This is a genomic window from Streptomyces sp. WMMB 714 (assembly GCF_900090125.1).
Lineage (GTDB): Bacteria > Actinomycetota > Actinomycetes > Streptomycetales > Streptomycetaceae > Streptomyces > Streptomyces daqingensis.
Genome location: NZ_FMHJ01000005.1, coordinates 346,622 through 359,815, shown reverse-complemented (window position 1 = coordinate 359,815; position 13,194 = coordinate 346,622). Strand labels below are relative to the sequence as shown.

Sequence of the window (13,194 nt, the reverse complement as noted above, 5' to 3'; positions counted from 1 at the left end):
GGGGGACGCCCGGGCCTCAGACCTCCGCGTCCTCCTTGCCGCCCTGACCGCCACCCGGCCCCCTGCCGCCCTTGTCTTCGCGCTCCGCCCTGCGGGACGCGACGAGGCTCGTGACGGTGGTGACCACCAGCACGGCGCAGATGACGCTCAGGGAGACCGGGATGCTGATCTCCGGCACGTGCACCCCGGCCTCGTGCAGGGCGTGCAGCACCAGCTTGACGCCGATGAAGCCGAGGATGACCGACAGGCCGTACGACAGGTGCACGAGCTTCCGCAGCAGTCCGCCGATGAGGAAGTACAGCTGGCGCAGGCCCATCAGGGCGAAGGCGTTGGCCGTGAAGACGATGTACGGGTCCTCGGTCAGACCGAAGATCGCGGGGATGGAGTCGAGCGCGAACAGCACGTCCGTCGAGCCGATGGCCAGCATCACGATCAGCATCGGCGTCATCAGCCGCTTGCCGTTCTCGACGACGAACAGCTTCGTGCCGTGGTACTCCTCCGTCGACGGGAAGCGCCGCTCGACCATCTTCAGGAAGCGGTTCTCCTCGTACTCCTCCTCCTCGTGGTCCTGCCGCGCGTCCTTGATCAGCTTCCAGGCCGTCCAGATGAGGAAGGCGCCGAAGATGAAGAAGACCCAGGAGAAGGTCGAGATGACCGCCGCGCCCGCCGCGATGAAGACGGCCCGGAGGACGAGCGCGATCAGCACGCCCACCATGAGGACGCGCTGCTGGTAGACCGACGGCACGGCGAACTTCGCCATGATCAGGACGAAGACGAAGAGGTTGTCGACGCTGAGCGACTTCTCCGTGACGTATCCGGCGGTGAACTCGCCCGCCGACTCCGCGTCCGCGAACAGGAACAGGCCGAGCCCGAAGAGCGCTGCCAGCACGATCCAGACCGCGGTCCACACCCCGGCCTCCTTGAGGGAGACCTCGTGCGGTTTGCGCCCGCCGACGAAGAAGTCGACGGCGATCAGGGCACACATTCCGACGATCGTCAGAACCCAGACGTTCAGGGAGACATCCATCTACGCATCCTCCGGCTCGCGTACTCGCATCGGCCGGAGGTCTCTTCCGCCCGGCGTGCTGTGGCGCCGCTGTCGCCGCTGCGCTCACTGCTGCCGGGCCGACGCCCCGGGACCGTTCACATCCGGTCCGTACTGACGGGCACGCCGCAAAGGATGGCGGGAATACTCCCCTCCGCAAAAGAAGAGTAAAGCAGGACCCCAGGAAACGTAAAGACCGGCTGGTGGATGCACCTATCGGACCGGACTGCGGAGCGCCCTCAGCCGCCGCCGTACGTCCTGCGCGCCTGCACCACCTGCTGGAGCACCTGTGTCAGCACCCTGCTCCCACGCGGCACCAGCGGCGGCTCGTACGTCCAGTGATGGCCCACCCACGGATCGGCCAGATGGTCGTCGGGGACGGGGGTGACGCGCAGCAGGGCCCGCCACAGCGGACTCAGCACCGGCCCGTACGAACGTGCGTCCTCCCGGTCGGCGACCATCAGCAGATTGACGCCGACGGACGGGCCCTCGTCCGCGAGGTACCGCAGCTGGTTGACCGCCCGGTCGTCGAAGCCGTGCGGGAAGTCGTGGACGACGAGGAGCTGTTCGGCGGTGTCGAGATCGGGCGGCAGCGCGTCGGTGGCGCCGCTGCGCACGGCCATCTGCACCAGGTCGACGCGCTGGGTCAGCCTCTCGAGCGTCGCGCTCACGCCCGCCGCACCTGGGGCCGGCCGCTCCGGCAGCACGCCCGTCTCCAGCAGCGGCGCCAGCGCCTCCGCCGCCGAGCCCGCGGGGTCGATCACGTTGAGCGTGAAGTCGTCGACCGGGTAGACCGCCGCGAGCCGTGCGGCGATCGCCGTGGCCGTCTCGGCCGCCATGTGCCGCAGTTCGTCGGCGTCCACGAGCGCGGACGCCCCGGAGCCCTGATGTCCGCAGTCGATCCACAGGCCCCGCTCCATCGGCAGCCTGACCAGCATGGGGATGCGCAGGCCCACTCCCTCCGGCAGGCTGAGGTCGCCCAGCCGCACCGCCATCGGAGTCTCCATCGGGCTGGAGTAGCCGTGCCAGACGGGGTTGTCCCAGCGGGCGAACGCCGGGGGAAGGGCGGGCTCCACCACGTCGGACTCCGCCTTGAGCTGCGCCAGGTCGCGGTCCAGGACGCCACGCGCCCGCTCCACGAGCTGCGCGTGCTTCTCCCGCGCCTCGGCGCGTGCCGCGTCGGCGGCCTGGCCGAGACGGGTGCGGGGGTCTTCGAGGACCTTCTCCAGCTCCTGCTCCATGCGCGACTCGGCGAAGTCGACCGCCGAGCGGTACGCGGCGACGCTCCGGGCGAAGTCCTCGAACATGTCCCAGATCTGGTTGTACAGGCGCTCGTCCATGCTCCAGCCGGAGGCGTCACCCGCGACGGGTGCGTACGCGCCCTCCTCCCCCGGCCGCGACGGAGCAGGAGAGGGCGCGGAGGCGCGCCCGGGGTGCTGGTAGTCGATCCGGCCGCCCCCGGCCGCGGCGCCTCCCGGCGCGGGCGACGCCGGAGCACCCGGCTGACCGTGCGCCCGAGCGGCGAAGTCCCCTGAGGCGGACCCGGACCCGGACCCGGATCCGGATCCGGTCCCGGACGCGGTCGCGTCCGCGCCGGAGTTGCCCGGCCCGGTGGCGGCGCCCGCTCCCGTGACCCCCTGTGCGCCTCCGACGGTGGCCTCGCGGCGGGCCCTGTCCTCTTCGGTACGGGGCGGCGGCGCTGCGACCGACCGCGCCATCCCGGCGGCGACCGCGTCGGTGATCGTCGTGGCCAGCTCCTGCGCCCTGGGCAGCCCCTGGTCGGCGAGCATCGCCGCCAGCCCTCCGGCGTACCCCTGTCCGACCGCACGGACCTTCCAACTGTCCTGCCTGCGGTACAGCTCCAGGGCCACGACAGCGGACTCCGCGCCGAGGCCGCTCGCCCGGTAGGAGGCGATCTCGGTGCCGTCGAGTCCGGTGACGGCGACGAACGGGGCCGCCACAGCACCGAAGTTCAGCGGCCCGCCCACCCCGACGGGCAGCGCGAGGAGCACGTTGACCCGGTGGACCCCGACGGGCAGCGCGTCGAGGTCGACCGCGAGACGGTGGTCCGCGGCCGCCTGCCGGGAGACCTCCAGTCCGGGGAGGCTGGGCTGCGCGGGGTGAGCTATCCAAGCCGGCTCGCGCATCCGGCCGCTCTCGTCGTTGAGCGTCGCCCCCGCGACCACGGGCCCGGCCGCGGACACCCGGATCTCCAGACGGGCCCCGGGCAGCGGGTGGTTCTGCCCCCGGACCAGCTCGACAGCCATACTTCGTGCTCCCCCTCGCCGCGCCGCCCCGGACCGGGCCGCGCGCTTCCTCACTGCTCGCCTGACGCCGTTCGCGCAGTGCACGGGCTCACTGCCGTGCACCGCCCGCCGGTCAGAGGTGCGGCACCATCGCCGGCATCAGGTCCTGGAACGTACGGCCGTTGGTCGGTGCGCCCACGGCGGTCATCTGCCAGCCGTCTCCCTGGCGGTGGACCTTCGCCATGATCTGCGCGGTGTACTGGCCCCCGCCGGTGAGCGTGTAGCGCGCCAGCTCCTGGCCGTTGGTCTCGTCGACGAGGCGGCAGAAGGCGTTCTCCACCTCTTCGAAGGTCTGCCCCGTGAAGGAGTTGACGGTGAAGACGATCTGGTCGATGTGGACCGGGACGCGCTGCAGATCCACCATGATCGCCTCGTCGTCCCCGCCCTGGCCCGCGCCGCCGACGAGGTTGTCGCCGGTGTGCTTGACGGAGCCGTCGTCGCTGACGAGGTGACGGAAGAAGACGACGTCCACAGGCTGCTTGTCCGCGAAGAGCACCGCGGAGGCGTCGAGGTCGATCTCCTTGCTGCGCTTGCCGAACAGACCGCGCCGGGGGGCCGCCTTCCAGCCGAGACCCATCCGCACCGCCGACAGCGAGCCTCCGTCGCTCTTCTGCAGACTGATGGCCTGCCCCTTGGACAAGTTCACCGACACGTGCGTTCCCCTCTCGACTTTCTGCGGCCGTCCTTCACTCCCGGCGGCCGCCGCTCCCCAGAACCCTACGCATCGGCGCGAAGGGGCCGTTCAGGGCGACCGCCTTTGTGTCGCTCTTGCAACACTCCGCCCGGTCGCCGTGCACCAGTGGCCAGCGGTGGCTACTTCAGCCCCGCCTCCTTCATCTGCCGCAGCTCCTTCTTCAACTCCGAGACCTCGTCCCGCAGTCGGGCCGCGACCTCGAACTGCAGCTCCGCGGCGGCGGCCCGCATCCGTTCCGTCATCTGCTCGATGGTCTCGGCCAGTTCGGCTGCCGGACGGTCCGTCAGCACCTCCGTGCCGCCGCGCTGCCTGGCACCGGACTTGACCGGGGTGGGTGCCTTGCCCTTGCCGGCGCGCTCGCCCGCGCCGCCCTTCCTCTCCTGCCGGAATCCGGAACCCAGCAGCTGCTCGGTGTCGACGTCCTCGCGCGCGATGTCCGCGACGATGTCGCCGATCTTCTTCCGCAGCGGTTCCGGGTCGATACCGCGTTCCTCGTTGTAGGCGATCTGCTTCTCGCGGCGCCGGTTGGTCTCCTCGATGGCCTTCTCCATCGCCGGGGTGACCTTGTCCGCGTACATGTGCACCTGGCCGGAGACGTTCCGCGCGGCGCGGCCGATCGTCTGGATCAGGGAGGTGCCCGAACGCAGGAAGCCCTCCTTGTCCGCGTCGAGGATCGCGACGAGCGACACCTCCGGAAGGTCCAGGCCCTCGCGCAGCAGGTTGATGCCGACCAGCACGTCGTACTCGCCCGCGCGCAGCTCCCGCAGCAGCTCCACGCGGCGCAGCGTGTCGACGTCGCTGTGCAGGTAGCGGACCTGGATGCCCAGCTCCAGGAAGTACTCCGTCAGGTCCTCCGCCATCTTCTTGGTGAGCGTCGTGACCAGCACCCGCTCGTCCTTCTCCGCCCGCGTGCGGATCTCGTGCACCAGGTCGTCGATCTGCCCCTCGGTGGACTTGACCACGACCTCCGGGTCCACCAGGCCGGTCGGGCGGATGACCTGCTCCACGTAGCCGTCGCCGCGGGAGAGTTCGTACGCGCCGGGAGTCGCCGAGAGGTAGACAGTCTGGCCGATGCGCTCCAGGAACTCCTCCCACTTCAGCGGCCTGTTGTCGATCGCGGAAGGCAGCCGGAAGCCGTGGTCGACGAGGGTGCGCTTGCGCGCGGCGTCCCCCTCGTACATCGCGCCGATCTGGGGGACCGTCTGGTGCGACTCGTCGATCACGAGCAGGAAGTCGTCGGGGAAGAAGTCGAGCAGGGTGTGCGGCGCCGTACCCGGGTCGCGGCCGTCGATGTGGCGCGAGTAGTTCTCGATGCCCGAGCAGGTGCCGATCTGGCGCATCATCTCGATGTCGTACGTCGTGCGCATCCTCAGCCGCTGGGCCTCGAGCAGCTTGTTCTGCTTCTCCAGCAGCGCGAGCTGCTCCTCCAGCTCGGCCTCGATGCCGACGATGGCCCGCTCCATGCGCTCCGGCCCCGCCACGTAGTGGGAGGCGGGGAAGACGTAGAGCTGCTCGTCGTCCGAGATGACCTCGCCGGTGACGGGGTGGAGCGTGGAGAGTGCCTCGATCTCGTCGCCGAACATCTCGATGCGCACGGCGAGTTCCTCGTACACCGGGAAGATCTCGATCGTGTCGCCCCGGACCCTGAAGGTGCCGCGGGTGAAGGACATGTCGTTCCGCGTGTACTGCACGTCCACGAAACGGCGCAGCAGGTCGTCCCTGTCGATCTCGTCGCCCACCTTCAGCGGGACCATGCGGTCCACGTACTCCTGCGGCGTGCCCAGGCCGTAGATGCAGGACACGGAGGCCACGACGACCACGTCGCGCCGTGTGAGGAGCGAGTTCGTCGAGCTGTGGCGCAGCCGCTCGACCTCCTCGTTGATCGAGGAGTCCTTCTCGATGTAGGTGTCCGTCTGGGGGACGTACGCCTCGGGCTGGTAGTAGTCGTAGTACGAGACGAAGTACTCCACCGCGTTGTTCGGGAGGAGCTCCCGGAACTCGTTCGCCAGCTGCGCGGCCAGGGTCTTGTTGGGCGCCATCACCAGCGTCGGCCGCTGGAGCTTCTCGATCATCCACGCCGTCGTGGCGGACTTGCCGGTTCCCGTCGCGCCGAGGAGCACGACGTCCTTCTCGCCCCCGCTGACACGCTGCGCCAGATCGGCGATGGCGGTCGGCTGGTCACCACTGGGCTGGTAGGGGCTGACGACCTCGAAGGGCGCCACTGTGCGTTCGATCTGGGTCTGGGGCCGCATGTTCCCCACCGTACGACTCGCCGCTGACATCGGACTCCGGCCGCCGAATGCGAAGCGTCGCGACACGTTCACACTCAAGACATTCCGCTTCTGCTTCCGTGTATCGCACAACGGGAACGCTTCTAGCTGACAGTGTTCGCACGAACGCGAGGAGTCCCGAATGTCGATGCGCCGTGCCGTAGCCACCGCCACTGGTGTGCTCCTGGGAATGGCCGCGCTCTCGCTCACCGCGACCCCGGCCCACGCTGCCCCCCAGCGGAAGAAAGCCGATGCACCACCCGTGACGGTTGCCCACCGCGGAGCCTCCGGTTACGCCCCGGAGAACACCCTCGCCGCGGTCGAGAAGGCCGACAAGCTCGGCTTCGACTGGGTGGAGAACGACGTACAGCGCACCAAGGACGGCGAGCTCGTCGTCATGCACGACACCACGCTGGCCCGTACGACCAACGTGGAGAAGCTCTTCCCCGACCGGTCCCCGTGGAACATCCGCGACTTCACCGCCAAGGAGATCGGCAGACTGGACGCCGGAAGCTGGTTCAGCGACGACTACAAGGGTGAAAAGGTCCCGACGCTCGAGAAGTACCTCAAGGCGATCACGGGCAACCACCAGCGGCTCCTGCTGGAGCTGAAGTCGCCGGAGCTCTATCCGGGCATCGAACTGCAGACCCTCAAGGAGCTGTCCGAGAACGGCTGGCTGGACAGCAAGCACACCGAGGACAAGCTCGTCATCCAAAGCTTCAACGCCGCGTCGGTCAAGACGGCGCACGACCTGCACCCGGCCCTCAAGACGGGCTTCCTCGGCAACCCGAAGGTCTCCGAACTCGACACGTACGCGAAGTTCACCGACCAGATCAACCCGACCTACTCGGCCGCGACGAAGGACTACGTGAAGGCCGTCCACGCGAGGAAGGGCGCACGCGGCGACCGGATGGAGGTCTTCACCTGGACGGTCAACGACGGATCGACGGCGCGCACGGTGGACAAGGCCGGCGTCGACGGGATCATCTCCAACTACCCGGACGTGGTCCGGGAAGCCACACGCGGCTGAACGTTTCCTCATACGAGCCGATACTCGGATCCGCACGACGACGGCTCTGACTCCCATCCCCCCGCACACTCTCTCCCCCGGCCACGATGAGGGACGAACCCAACCCCCCACACCACAGTTCGGCACCCGGGCACCCGTGCATCCACATCCAGTGACACGCGTGCAGGCCAGGGGAACCCCGCAGAACTCCCGACTCCCGCTTGCAGCAGCCCCGGTCCGCGGCTGCCGTCGCACCGTGCCCTTGCGGCGACGGCCGTTGTCAGTGGGCGCCTCTAGGGTGCCCGCATGAACGAGACACAGGCGAGCACGGAGGTCCGCACCTGCTCCTGGACGGTGCAGGACACACCTGTCGGCCCCCTGCTGGTCGCCGCGACAGACGAGGGCCTGGTCAACGTGGTCTTCCACGCCGGGAAGACGACCTTGGACCGGGCCCTCGCACAGCTCGGGGGCCGCCTCGGCTCGCCGCCCGTACACGTCGGCGACGCCCTCTCCGAGGATCGCGAGTCGCTGCCCCACCCCGCCCTCGGCCTCGCGGCAGCGGAGCTCGCCTCCTACTTCAGGGGGGAGCTGCACTCCTTCACCGTCCCGCTCGACTGGTCGCTCTCCGGCGGCTTCAACGAACGGGTGCTGCGGGAGCTGGCCGCCTCCGTTCCGTACGGCGTCAGCGCCGGCTACCAGGACCTCGCCAGGAGGGTGGGCGAACCCGGAGCGGCCCGCGCCGTGGGCGTGGCCATGGGTTCGAACCTGCTGCCCGTCGTCGTGCCCTGCCACCGCGTAGTCGAGAGCGGGGGCGGGCTGGGCGGCTTCGGCGGAGGCACGGAGACCAAGCGCGCGCTGCTCGCCCTGGAAGGGCTGCTTCCGCGGCCGCTGTTCTGACATGTGTGCCCTTCGACGTCGGGAGGGGCCCGGCTCGACGGTGAGGGGGGGAGCTGACCGGCAGGAAGGGGCGCGATACGCCGTAGGCGTACAGCCCCTGCCGCTGGCAGACTGCCGCTCGTGACCGACATCGACAAAGACGCCGACGCACCTGACAGAGGCGTCGGCAGTCCGGGCGCCGCACCGGGCGCACCGCCGCGCGGAGAGGAGCTCGCCGGGCTGCGGCGCCGTACCACTGCCGTGCTGGTGAGCGGGCAGATACTCGGCGGTCTCGGCGTGACGACGGCGGTGACGCTGACCGCGGTCCTGGCCGAGGACATCAGCGGCTCCGAGGCACTGGCGGGGCTGGCGTCGACCGCCGCGGTCGTCGGCTCCGCCCTGCTGGCGCTGCCGCTGGCGTCACTGATGATCGCCCGGGGGCGTCGCGTCGGCCTGTCGGTCGCGTACCTCATCGGCGCCGCGGGCGGCGCGATCGTCGTGGTGGCAGCGGCGATGGGCAGTTTCGCGCTGCTGCTGGCCGGCATGACGGTCTTCGGCGCGTCCAGCTGCGCCAATCTGCAGGCGCGTTACGCCGCCGCGGACCTCGCCGAGCCCGGGCAGCGGGCCCGCGCGATCTCCTTCGTCGTCTGGGCCACCACCATCGGGGCGGTCCTCGGCCCCAACATCGCCTCCCCTGCGGGGCGGTCCGTCGCCGGGCTGGGAGTCCCGGCCTCCGCGGGAGGGTTCGTCTGGGCGACCGCCGTCTTCCTGATCACCGCGGCGCTGGTCCATATGCTGCTGCGTCCCGACCCGTTGCTGACGGCCCGCGCGATCGAGGACGCGGACCGGGCGACGCGCGGACAGGGAGCGGACGGCGGCAGCGGCGGTGCCGCCGGAACAGACGTGCCGGGCGGGCCCGGGGGAGAGAGCAGCGGGGACGGCGGGCAGGCGATCGCCTCCGAGCAGTCGCTGCGCGCGGGGTTCCGCGCGGTCGCCGCGTCGGCACGCGCACGCCTCGCGCTGGTCACCATCGCCGTCTCACACACCGCCATGATCACCGTCATGGTGATGACGCCCGTCGATCTCGGCCACCACGGGGCGGACATCCAGCTGATCGGACTGGTCATCAGCGTCCACATCGTCGGGATGTACGCCTTCTCCCCCGTCATGGGGTGGCTCGCCGACCGGTTCGGGCGGCTCGGCGTCATCATGCTGGCCGTCGCGCTGCTCGGCTGCGCTGCGGCGCTGGCCGGGACGGCGGACGGCGACCACGTCCAGTCGATGGCGGGCCTGTTCCTGCTGGGACTGGGCTGGTCCGCCGGCCTGGTCTCCGGATCGGCGCTGCTCACCGACTCGGTGCCGCAGCCCGCCCGTCCCTCGGTGCAGGGCCTCTCGGACCTGATCATGAACGCGTCGGCGGGCGCGGGCGGCGCCCTGTCCGGGCTGGTCGTCTCCCTCGCCGGCTACGGCTGGCTCACCGCGCTGGCCGCCGCGCTGCTGCTGCCGGTCGCCGCACTGACGATGCTGGACCTGGCCCGGCGCCGGTGAGCGCCGGAGCGACCACAGACCAGAGACCACAGACCACAGTCCAGACCCTCAGACCTCAGGATTCCCGCGCGGCGCTGCCCGCGTCACCGCGGATAGAGCTCGAAGGCCACGCACTCCCTGCCGCCGAACCTGTCCGCCGCCAGCCGAACGCTCCACTCGGCGAACGAGCGGGCGTAGTCCTCCACGGGTTCGTCGCTGAGCGCCGAGATGTACGCGCGGTGCTCGGCGAGCGACGCCGCAGCCGTCCGTACGGCCTCCTCCCCGACCGGGACGGCGTGCGTCGGCTCCGGGGAGCCCGCGACAGCGACCCAGCGCACCCCGTCCCAGGGCTCCAGTTCGCCGCCTTCCAGCTGGTCCGGGAAGATCCAGCGGTTGCCCGCGTCTCCGACGGCGTCCAGCACGGACCGCCCCAGCGCGCGGTGGTCGGGGGTGTTCCAGCCCCGGCCGCCCCAGGTGTCGTGGTGGTTGAGGGTGACGACCAGTTCGGGGCGGTGCCTGCGCAGCGCGGCCGCGATGTCCCGGCGCAGCGGCACGCCCTCCTCGATCACGCCGTCCCGGTGGTCGAGGAACTCCAGCGTGGTGACGCCGACCGTACGTGTGCTCGCGCGCTGCTCCTGCTCCCGCACGCGGGCGCTCTCTCCCGGTTCGAGGTCGTCGATGCCGGCTTCGCCCCGCGTGGCCAGCAGGTAGCCGACCTCCTTGCCCTCGGCGATCCACTCGACGACAGCGGCCGCGGCCCCGTACTCCATGTCGTCCGGGTGCGCGACGACCGCCAGTGCGCGCTGCCAGTCCCCCGGCATCGGCTCCAACTGCTGTTCGGTTCCCGTGGTCGCCATCGCCTCGCTCCGCCTTCCGCTCGTGGACTTGCCGTCCCGACGAGGTCCGCCGCGGAAGCGGGTGGTGTCACCCACGTTCGAACGGCGTCCATTCCAGCTTCTCGCCGGCCGCCTCTCCTCGACGTGTTCCCCACTTGCGCCGCCCGTCCTGCTCCATCATGGGGTCGAGGCTGACGAAGAGCGCGATGAGCGTCAGCAGCAGCATCGGCCCGACCAGCACGGGCGTGAGGACGCCCAGTGCCGACGGGGCTCCCGCGCCGCCGGACTCGCTGTAGAGGTTCACGGTCATCGCGTTCATGGCCGTGTAGTGCATGCCCGTGAAGGCCAGCCCCATGATCAGGGCGGAGCCGACGGACGTACTGAGGTGCTTCGCCCTGGTCGCGCACCACATCGCGATGACGGTCACGGCGACGGCGATCCCCGCGGAGATCGCCACGAGGCGGGTGTCGTACCGCATGATCCCGGCGATCTGCATGCCCGTCATCCCGAGGAAGTGGGTGGAGGCGACGCCGAGACCGAGGATGATCCCTCCGACAGGGACCGAGAACCAGTTCGGCAGCCTGCTCCCCACGAGGAAGAGTGCGGCTGCCGAGACGAGTACGGCGAGGCCCAGGGTCTCCAGGGTTCTCACCATGTCGTACTGGATCGGGACGCCCACGCTGAATCCCGCCATCGCCACGAAGTGCATGGTGAAGATGCCGAAGCCGATGGCCACGGACCCGATGACGAGCCATCCCGCCCGCCGCCCTCCGGAGGCGGCGCGGGCCCGCATGGCGCACCTGAGGCCCACGGCGCTGCCCAGTGTCGCCATGGCGTACGCGGCTGCGGGTGTGATCAGCCCATAGGTGAAGCTGTTCGCCGGCACTGAAGCGGCACTGAGCATCGTCATCCCCACTCAGGAAGCGCGCGTGATCACCAAAACGTCACTTGACGAACACACATACGGGCGACCCATGTTAAGTAGCCGTGCGCCCGTGCGCCCCCGTTTTCCCGCAGCCCGCAGCCGCGGAGGCCGCCCGGCGCACAGGAATCCGGAGCGCGGGGCAGCCCGGCACGTGACAGGACGTCACGGGAGGCCGGCGGTGGCGGCCCGTCTCACCGCCATCCGTAGACCTGCTGCAACCGGTGGACCACCCTGTTGAACCTCGCCCGGTCCAGCGCGCACGCCTCACGCCGCATCCCCGCCGGATGCACGCGCAGCACCCGGTCCGTCCCGACCCACGAATCACGTCCGCTGCGGTCCCACGGACCGGCGCCCAGGGGCAGCCATCCGTCGTCCCCGGCCCGCTCGCGGGACGTCAGCTGGACGCCCAGCACGGTGCCGCGGTCCTCCCGGGCCACTATCAGCACGGGACGGTCCTTGCCCCGTCCGTCGCTCTCCTCGTAGGGCACCCACGTCCACACGATCTCGCCCGGGTCCGGGTCGCCGTCCGGGTCGGGGGCGTAGAGGGTGCGCACCCGGCCCACACGCCGTGGGTCGATCTCGACGGTGGCGGTGGGGCCGCTGCTGCCGGGCAGTTCGCGGTCGGTGTGAGAATCGCTGGGACTGTTCATGCGGGGGAACCTACCGGGGGCCGCGAGGACTTCGGCAGTCCGGTCGGCGGCTGAGGGTCGGGGGCGGGCCCACCGGGGGCCGGCAGCGCGGCGGGACGGCGATGAGATCCTGTCCGCAGTCCGGCGGCGATGAGGGGTGTGCGTGATGGTGCGGGTGCTCGTGGTGCAGAACACTCCCCGAGGGGGCCCGGGACGGCTCGGCGAGTGGCTGGGCGAACACGGACTCGACCTGGACGTCGTGCACGCCTACGACGGGAGCCCGCTGCCGCCGGACCTCGGCGGCCATCAGGCGCTTCTCTTCCTCGGCGGCGGCTACATGCCCGACGCCGACGAGCGGGCCCCCTGGCTGGCCCCCGGCCGGGCGCTGGTCGCCGAGGCCCTCCGTACGGGCGTGCCGGTCCTGGGGATCTGCCTGGGTGCGCAGCTGCTCGCCCACGTCGCGGGCGGCACGGTGCGGGCCGAGCACGGAGAGCCCGAGTCGGGCAGCACTCCTGTGACTCTGCGTGCGGAGGCGGCGGGCGATCCGCTGTTCCAGGGGCTGCCCGCCGAGCTCAGCGCGATCGAGCACCGCGTCGACGCGATCACCGAACTTCCGCCGGGCGCCGTCTGGCTGGCGCAGAGCGAGCGCTGCCCGGTGCAGGCGTTCCGGACCGGGGACCACGCGTGGGGCGTCCAGTTCCACCCGGAGGCCACTCCGGAGCACATCGGCCAGTGGGACGGGGAGGCGCTTCGCCGGCAGGGCTTCGACCAGGCCGAGCTGGTGCGTACCGCCCAGCTCGACGAGCCCGCCTCGACGGCCGCCTGGTACGAACTGGCGCGCCGCTTCGCGGTCTTCGTCGCGTCGGCCGGGGGCGCGCGGGGCGCGGGCGCGGGACACGGCGGCAGGACGGACACCGCGCCGGCGTGAACGCGGGGGCGCGGGCGGAGGGGGCGGGGGGGCGCGGCGTGAACCGGCGGCCGCGCCCCCGGAGCCGCCCCCGGAAGCCGCAGCCCGGGCCTGCCTCGTGAACTGTCCGAGAGGCACCCGGCGTTCGCCGCGACCGACCCGTGGACGAA

11 protein-coding genes are annotated in these 13,194 nt (G+C 70.9%); 4 read left to right on the top strand and 7 right to left on the bottom strand.

Going from position 1 to position 13,194, the window contains the following annotated elements; all coding sequences use genetic code 11:
* Window positions 1-16: 16 nt before the first annotated feature.
* From H181DRAFT_RS11660 to uvrB, 4 genes are all read right to left on the bottom strand, one after another.
* Complete coding sequence (locus tag H181DRAFT_RS11660) at window positions 17-1,027, bottom strand: TerC family protein (protein ID WP_045864262.1); 1,011 nt, start codon at window positions 1,025-1,027, stop codon at window positions 17-19.
* Window positions 1,028-1,284: 257 nt separating this feature from the next.
* Window positions 1,285-3,312 carry a TerD family protein gene (locus H181DRAFT_RS11655; protein ID WP_045864261.1) on the bottom strand — a complete coding sequence of 676 codons (2,028 nt, stop codon included), beginning with the start codon at window positions 3,310-3,312 and terminating at the stop codon, window positions 1,285-1,287.
* Between the two features lie 112 nt (window positions 3,313-3,424).
* Window positions 3,425-4,003 carry a TerD family protein gene (locus H181DRAFT_RS11650; RefSeq protein WP_045864260.1) on the bottom strand — a complete coding sequence of 193 codons (579 nt, stop codon included), beginning with the start codon at window positions 4,001-4,003 and terminating at the stop codon, window positions 3,425-3,427.
* A 161-nt stretch (window positions 4,004-4,164) separates the two neighbouring features.
* Complete coding sequence (gene uvrB / locus H181DRAFT_RS11645; RefSeq protein WP_045864259.1) at window positions 4,165-6,297, bottom strand: excinuclease ABC subunit UvrB; 2,133 nt, start codon at window positions 6,295-6,297, stop codon at window positions 4,165-4,167.
* Between the two features lie 160 nt (window positions 6,298-6,457).
* On the opposite strand from uvrB, the gene H181DRAFT_RS11640 reads away from it, so the two are divergent.
* The 3 genes from H181DRAFT_RS11640 (at window position 6,458) to H181DRAFT_RS11630 (ending at window position 9,748) form a co-directional block, all read left to right on the top strand.
* Window positions 6,458-7,345 carry a glycerophosphodiester phosphodiesterase gene (locus H181DRAFT_RS11640; protein ID WP_045864258.1) on the top strand — a complete coding sequence of 296 codons (888 nt, stop codon included), beginning with the start codon at window positions 6,458-6,460 and terminating at the stop codon, window positions 7,343-7,345.
* A gap of 285 nt (window positions 7,346-7,630) precedes the next feature.
* On the top strand, window positions 7,631-8,221 hold the full coding sequence (locus tag H181DRAFT_RS11635; protein ID WP_045864257.1) for a methylated-DNA--[protein]-cysteine S-methyltransferase: 591 nt from the start codon (window positions 7,631-7,633) through the stop codon (window positions 8,219-8,221).
* A 219-nt stretch (window positions 8,222-8,440) separates the two neighbouring features.
* Complete coding sequence (locus tag H181DRAFT_RS11630; RefSeq protein WP_052708559.1) at window positions 8,441-9,748, top strand: MFS transporter; 1,308 nt, start codon at window positions 8,441-8,443, stop codon at window positions 9,746-9,748.
* An 83-nt stretch (window positions 9,749-9,831) separates the two neighbouring features.
* Here the strand turns inward: H181DRAFT_RS11630 and H181DRAFT_RS11625 are convergent, their stop codons facing one another.
* The 3 genes from H181DRAFT_RS11625 to H181DRAFT_RS11615 form a co-directional block, all read right to left on the bottom strand.
* Window positions 9,832-10,584, bottom strand: a complete 753-nt coding sequence (locus tag H181DRAFT_RS11625; RefSeq protein WP_045864256.1) for a PIG-L deacetylase family protein — start codon at window positions 10,582-10,584, stop codon at window positions 9,832-9,834.
* 67 nt (window positions 10,585-10,651) lie between these two features.
* A complete protein-coding gene (locus H181DRAFT_RS11620) occupies window positions 10,652-11,473 on the bottom strand; it encodes an MHYT domain-containing protein (RefSeq protein WP_254666795.1) in 822 nt (273 codons plus the stop codon).
* A gap of 206 nt (window positions 11,474-11,679) precedes the next feature.
* A complete protein-coding gene (locus H181DRAFT_RS11615; protein WP_045864255.1) occupies window positions 11,680-12,138 on the bottom strand; it encodes a type II toxin-antitoxin system PemK/MazF family toxin in 459 nt (152 codons plus the stop codon).
* A gap of 145 nt (window positions 12,139-12,283) precedes the next feature.
* Here H181DRAFT_RS11615 and H181DRAFT_RS11610 point away from each other — a divergent pair, with 145 nt between their 5' ends.
* On the top strand, window positions 12,284-13,045 hold the full coding sequence (locus H181DRAFT_RS11610) for a type 1 glutamine amidotransferase (RefSeq protein ID WP_045864254.1): 762 nt from the start codon (window positions 12,284-12,286) through the stop codon (window positions 13,043-13,045).
* Window positions 13,046-13,194: the final 149 nt, after the last annotated feature.

Coding starts and splice junctions, on each gene's coding strand:
- H181DRAFT_RS11660 (WP_045864262.1), bottom strand. CDS start 1,027: ATGGATGTCTCCCTGAACGTCTGGGTTCTGACGATCGTCGGAATGTGT.
- H181DRAFT_RS11655 (WP_045864261.1), bottom strand. CDS start 3,312: ATGGCTGTCGAGCTGGTCCGGGGGCAGAACCACCCGCTGCCCGGGGCC.
- uvrB (WP_045864259.1), bottom strand. CDS start 6,297: ATGCGGCCCCAGACCCAGATCGAACGCACAGTGGCGCCCTTCGAGGTC.
- H181DRAFT_RS11640 (WP_045864258.1), top strand. CDS start 6,458: ATGTCGATGCGCCGTGCCGTAGCCACCGCCACTGGTGTGCTCCTGGGA.
- H181DRAFT_RS11635 (WP_045864257.1), top strand. CDS start 7,631: ATGAACGAGACACAGGCGAGCACGGAGGTCCGCACCTGCTCCTGGACG.
- H181DRAFT_RS11625 (WP_045864256.1), bottom strand. CDS start 10,584: ATGGCGACCACGGGAACCGAACAGCAGTTGGAGCCGATGCCGGGGGAC.
- H181DRAFT_RS11620 (WP_254666795.1), bottom strand. CDS start 11,473: ATGACGATGCTCAGTGCCGCTTCAGTGCCGGCGAACAGCTTCACCTAT.
- H181DRAFT_RS11615 (WP_045864255.1), bottom strand. CDS start 12,138: ATGAACAGTCCCAGCGATTCTCACACCGACCGCGAACTGCCCGGCAGC.
- H181DRAFT_RS11610 (WP_045864254.1), top strand. CDS start 12,284: ATGGTGCGGGTGCTCGTGGTGCAGAACACTCCCCGAGGGGGCCCGGGA.